This is a genomic window from Streptomyces macrolidinus, from assembly GCF_023887685.1.
Taxonomy (GTDB): Bacteria; Actinomycetota; Actinomycetes; order Streptomycetales; family Streptomycetaceae; genus Streptomyces; species Streptomyces macrolidinus.
In genome coordinates this window covers 1-6,367 of record NZ_JAMWMR010000064.1, presented here as the reverse complement: position 1 = coordinate 6,367, position 6,367 = coordinate 1, and the positions used below count along the sequence as shown (strand labels likewise).

Sequence of the window (6,367 nt, the reverse complement as noted above, 5' to 3'; positions counted from 1 at the left end):
TTCTCGTGGCTGAGGGGTTCACGCATTTCGTCGAGGTGAGCGCCCATCCGGTCCTGACGATGGCGCTGCCGGACACCGTGACTGGTCTGGGTACCCTGCGCCGGGACCAGGGCGGCCGGCACCGCCTGGTCACCTCCCTCGCCGAAGCCTGGGTGAACGGCCTGCCGGTGGACTGGAGCACCCTCCTTCCCGCCACCACCGCCCACATCGACCTCCCCACCTACGCCTTCCAACACGAGCGCTACTGGCTGGAGAGCAGCAGTTCCCGTGCGGACGGATCCACCGGGTGGGGATATCGCGTCACCTGGCAGCCCGTCACGGTACGGCCCGCCGGTTCGCTGTCCGGGCGCTGGCTGGTCGCTGTCGATGCCGCCAAGGCCGAAGGGGCTGCAGATTCTGCGCTCGTAGGGGCGTTGGAGGCCGCAGGAGCGCAGGTCGTGACTGTCGCGGTCGCCGGCGACGAGGAGCGCTCCGTACTGGCCTCCCGTATCTCCGACGCGGCGTCGGGCGGCGTGGCCGGTGTGGTGTCGCTGTTGAGCGGCCTGGTGCCGTCCGTGTCGTGGGTGCAGGCGCTCGGGGACGCCGGAGTCGGGGCCGCGCTGTGGTGCGTGACCCGGGGTGGCGTGTCGACCGGGCATCAGGACGTCGTGGCCGATCCCGCGCGGGCTTCCGTGTGGGGTCTGGGCCGTGTGGTCGCCCTGGAACACCCCGAGCGGTGGGGCGGTCTCGTCGACCTGCCGGAGGAGGCCGACGGCCAGGCGCTCTCCCGGTTGGTCGCCGTGCTGGCGGGCAGCTCACGCGAGGACCAGCTCGCCGTGCGCGGGACCGATGTGTTCACGCGGCGGCTCGTGCGGGCCGCGCTGGGCGATCGCAGGCCGGTCCGTGACTGGGCGCCCAGCGGAACGGTACTGGTGACCGGCGGTACGGGAGCACTCGGTGGCCGTGTCGCCCGCTGGGCCGCCGAACGGGGCGCCCAACACCTCGTGTTGCTGTCCCGACGCGGTATCGAGGCGCCAGGTGCCGAACAACTCGTAGACGAAATCGAGGATTTGGGCGTACGGGTCACGGTCGAGGCGTGCGACGTCACCGACCGTGCGGCAGTGCGGCGCGTGCTGGCAGCGATACCGCAGGACATGCCACTGACCTCGGTCTTCCACGCGGCCGGTGCTCTCGACGACAGCGTCATCGCACTACTGACGCCTGGTCAGGTCGAGCGGGTGCGCCAGGTCAAGGTGCTCGGGGCGAGTGTGCTCGACGACCTGACGAGTGGACTCGACCTCACCGCCTTCGTGCTCTTCTCCTCCGTGTCGAGCACCCTGGGCATCCCCGGGCAGGGCAACTACGCCCCGCACAACGCCTTCCTGGACGCCCTGGCCGCGAGCAGGCGTTCCCGCGGGCTCGCCGCCACATCCGTGGCCTGGGGCCCCTGGAACGGCGGCGGCATGGCGGCTGTCGACGGCGTCGCCGAACGGCTGGAGCAGCACGGCGTGCCCGGCATGGACCCCGAACTCGCCCTCGTCGCACTGAAGTCCGTACTCGACCAGAACGAGACGGAGATCACAGTCGCGCACATCGACTGGGACCGCTTCTACCTCGCGTACTCCGCGAGTCGACGGCAACCCCTTGTCGAGGACCTCCCCGAGGTCCGGCGCATCCTGGAAGCGCGAGAGAGCGCCCCGGCCACGGCCGCCGCGGGCACGCCGGGCAGCGGCAACGCGCTGGCCGACCAGTTGGCCGCGGCGCCCGCCGAGGAGCGGATACCGATCCTGCTCGATCTCGTACGGGCCCAGGCGGCGGCCGTGCTGCGGATGCGCTCGCCCGAGGACGTCGAGAGCGGACGCGCCTTCAAGGACATCGGCTTCGACTCCCTGGCCGGGGTCGAACTACGCAACCGGCTGAACCGGGCGACCGGACTGCACCTGCCCGCCACCCTCGTCTTCGACTTCCCGACCCCCAGGGCGCTCGCCGCCCTGCTGCGCACGGAGCTGCTCGGCGACCAGGACTCCGCGGACGGACACGCCACCGGTGGTGCGGTCACCGCGACGCCCGCCGCGGCCGACGACGCCGAGCCGATCGCGATCGTCGCGATGAGCTGCCGCTACCCCGGCGACGTGCGCACCCCCGAGGACCTGTGGAAGCTCCTCGTGGAAGGCGGTGAGAGCATCACGCCGTTTCCCGCCGACCGCGGCTGGGACCTGGACGCACTCTACGACGCGGACCCGGAGGCGCACGGCAAGACGTACGTGCGCGAGGGGGGATTCCTGCACGACGCGGCCGACTTCGACGCCGGGTTTTTCGGGATCTCGCCGCGTGAGGCGCTGGCGATGGACCCCCAGCAGCGGCTGCTGCTGGAGACGTCCTGGGAAGCGTTCGAACGCGCCGGACTGGAGCCCGACGCACTGCGCGGCAGCAGGACCGGCGTCTTCGTCGGCCTCAGCTACCAGGACTACGGTGCCCGGGTGGCGCAGGCCCCGCGCGGGGTCGAGGGGTATCTGCTGACCGGCAACACGCCCAGCGTCGCCTCTGGCCGCATCGCGTACACCTTCGGGCTGGAAGGGCCCGCGACGACCGTCGACACCGCCTGCTCGTCCTCCCTGACGGCCCTGCACCTGGCGGTGCGGGCCCTGCGCAGCGGGGAGTGCGAGATGGCACTCGCCGGTGGCGTCGCGATGATGGCGACCCCGCACATGTTCGTCGAGTTCAGCAGGCAGCGGGCGCTGGCACCCGACGGCCGCAGCAAGGCGTTCTCCGCGCAGGCCGACGGATTCGGCGCGGCCGAAGGGGTGGGCCTGCTGCTCGTCGAACGGCTCTCCGACGCACAGCGCAACGGACACCCCGTCCTGGCCGTCGTCTGCGGCACCGCCGTCAACCAGGACGGCGCGAGCAACGGCCTCACCGCACCCAACGGCCCCTCCCAGCAGCGCGTCATCCGCCAGGCCCTCGCCGACGCATGCCTGGCGCCCGGCGACATCGACGCCGTGGAGACCCACGGCACGGGCACCGCGCTCGGCGACCCCATCGAGGCCCAGGGCCTTCAGGCCGTCTACGGCACGGCGCGCCCGGCCGACCGCCCGCTGGCCATCGGCTCGGTGAAGTCGAACATCGGCCACACCCAGGCCGCCGCCGGAGCGGCGGGCGTCATCAAGATGGTCATGGCCATGCGCCACGGCATCCTGCCCCAAACCCTGCACGCCGACGAGCCCAGCCCGCATGTGAACTGGGTCGACAGCGGTCTCGCGCTCCTCACTGAGCCGCGGGAGTGGCCGGCCGGCGAAGGACCGCGCCGCGCCGCCGTCTCCTCGTTCGGTATCAGCGGGACCAACGCCCACGTGGTGCTGGAACAGGCCCCCGAGCCCGCACCGGACGAGCCCGAGCCGGCCGCCGCCCCCGCGCCCCGGCCCGCTCACCTGCCCTGGGTGCTGTCCGCCAAGGACGACCAGGGCCTGCGGGCCCAGGCCGCGACCCTGCGCCAATGGGCGACGGACCGCGACCGCCTGCCAGAGGCGGCCGAACTGTGGAACACCGGCTTCTCGCTCGCCACCAGCCGTACGGCCTTCCCGTACCGGGCCGCCGTCGTCGCCGCAGACCGGGACGGCTTCCTCGCCGGACTGGACGCGTTGTCCCGGGGCGAGGTCTCCGCCCGCACCCCGCGGGGCGTCGCCAGGTCCGGCGGCCCCGCCTTCCTCTTCACCGGCCAGGGCAGCCAGCGCCCCGGCATGGGGCGCGAACTGTACGGCCAGTACCCGGACTTCGCGCGAGCCCTGGACGAGGTCTGCGCGCACTTCGCCCCACACCTCGAATTGCCGCTGCGTGACGTCATGTTCGCTGCGGAGGGCAGTGACGAGGCCGCCCTGCTCGACGAGACCCGGTACACCCAGTGCGCCCTGTTCGCCCTGGAGGTCGCCCTGTTCCGGCTGGTAGACGGCTGGGGGCTGCGCCCGGCCGCGGTGCTCGGCCACTCGATCGGCGAGATCGCCGCCGCCCACGTGGCGGGAGTGTTCGCGCTCGCCGACGCGGCACGGCTGGTCGCCGCCCGCGGCAGACTCATGCAGGAACTGCCCGCCGGCGGTGCGATGCTCGCCGTCCAGGCGGCCGAACCCGACGTACTGGCCTGGCTGGAGGACACCCGGCCCCGGCTGGACGTCGCCGCCGTCAACGGCCCCACCGCGACCGTTCTCTCGGGCGACGCCCAGGCCGCGGCGGAAGCCGCGACGTACTGGAACGACCGCGGCCACAAGACCCGCGGGCTCCGGGTGAGCCACGCCTTCCACTCCGCGCACATGGAAGGCATGCTGGCCGCCTTCCGCGAGGTACTGGAGACCGTCGAGTACCACGACCCGGTCATCCCCGTCGTCTCCAACCTCACCGGCCGCCCCGCCGCCCCCGGCGAGTTGTGCGACCCCGGCTACTGGGTGCGCCATGTCCGCGAAGCCGTGCGCTTCCTCGACGGCATCCGCAGCCTGCACGAGCTGGGCACGCACACCTACCTGGAACTGGGCCCCGATGGGGTGCTCACCGCCATGGCGGGAGAGTGCCTGACGGAAGCCTCCGCGGACCCGCAGGCCGGGCCCCTGCTCCTGCCGCTGCAGCGGCGCACCAGGCCGGAGGGCGAGGCGCTGGTCGGTGCTCTGGCCCATGCCCACGTGCACGGCGCCGGACCCGACTGGCACACCTGGTTCGCCGGGTACGGCGCACAGCGCGTCGAGCTGCCGACGTACCCCTTCCGCCGCGACCGCTACTGGCTGGACGCACCCGAGGGCGCGACCACTGCGGGCACGGCCCGACTCGGCCTGGGCGACAGCGCGCACCCCATGCTCGGCGCGGTCGTCGGGCTGCCGGACCGCGACGGGCTGCTGTTCACCGGCAGCCTGTCCCTGCGCAGTCACCCCTGGCTCGCGGACCACCGGGTCCTCGGCACGGTCCTGCTGCCCGGCACGGCGATCGTCGAACTCGCCGCGCATGCCGCCGGGGTGGTCGGCTGCGACGAGGTGCGGGAACTGACCCTGGAGGAACCCTTCGTCCTGCCGGAGCGCGGCGGAGTCGCACTGCGCGTCACCGTCGGCGAACCCGACACCGAAGGAACCAGGCCCGTCAGCCTGCACTCACGGCCCGACGACGCTCCCGACAACACGGCCTGGACCCGGCACGCGACGGGCCGCGTCGCCGTCGGACCCGACCCAGGGCCTGCATCGAGTTGCGCGCCCTCCGGGCGAACGACGGGTAACTCGATACAGGCCCCAGCGGTACCACGGGACACCGCCGGTGCCTGGCCTCCGCCGGGCGCGAGCCGCGTGCCGCTCGACGGCCTCTATCAGCGGCTGCACGGCGACGGGCTCGACTTCGGCCCGCTGTTCCGGGGTCTGCGCGCGGTGTGGAAGCGGGACGACGATGTGTTCGCCGACATCGCCCTGCCGGGCCATGGCACCCACGGAGGCCCTGCCGAGCGGGGCCCCGCCGCCCAGGCCGACCCGTCCGGGTACGGCATGCACCCCGCGCTGCTCGACTCGGCGCTCCACGCCATCGCCGTCGGCGGCCTCGTCGACGAACCCGAACGCGTCCGCGTCCCGTTCCACTGGAGCGGTGTCACCGTGCACGCGACCGGTGCGGCAGCGGCACGGGTACACCTCTCGGCCGTCGGTAAGGACGAGGTGTCCCTGGCCCTGACGGACCCGGCAGGCCGTCCGCTGCTCACCGTCGACCGGCTCGTGCTGCGCCCCGTCACCCCCGGGCAGGCGTCGGCGAACCGGGGCGCCGGGCTGATGTACCGGGTGGCCTGGCGCGACCACGTCCCGGCGGCGTCGGCCGCCCCGGACGTGGTCGCCGTCCTGGGCGACGACGACCTGAAGGTCGGCGCCGGACTGGAGGCCACGGGCGTGAGCCCCGCGAGGTACCCGGACCTGGCCGCTCTGCTGCGCGCCGTCGAGGCGGGCGTGCCGATGCCCGGCACGGTCCTCGCCCCGCTGCCGATCAGGGCCGCGGGCGGACCCGACGCGGTGCGCGCGGCGGTCGGCCACGCCCTGACACTGCTCCAGGGCTGGCTCGCCGCCGACCGGCTTGCCGACACCCGGTTGGTCCTGGTCACCCGCGGCGCGATCTGCAATCCGGCCCGTCCGGTCACGGACGAGGACACGCGGGATCTGTCCCACGCGGCTGCCTGGGGACTCGTCCGCTCCGCGCAGACCGAGAACCCCGGCCGGTTCGTCCTGCTCGACCTGGCCGAGGACGCCGCGTCCTACCAGGTGCTCACCTCCGCGCTGTCCGACCCCGGACTGCGCGAGGAGTCCCAGCTCGCCCTCCACGACGGCAGGGTCCGGCTGGCCCGCCTGACCTCCGTACGGCCCGAACCCACCGCCGACCGCGCCGACTC

Annotated in this window: 1 protein-coding gene; it reads left to right on the top strand. The window is 73.5% G+C overall.

The window, feature by feature from the left end:
- On the top strand, window positions 1-6,367 hold a 6,367-nt coding region (locus NGF19_RS30030), incomplete at both ends, for a type I polyketide synthase (protein ID WP_252429072.1).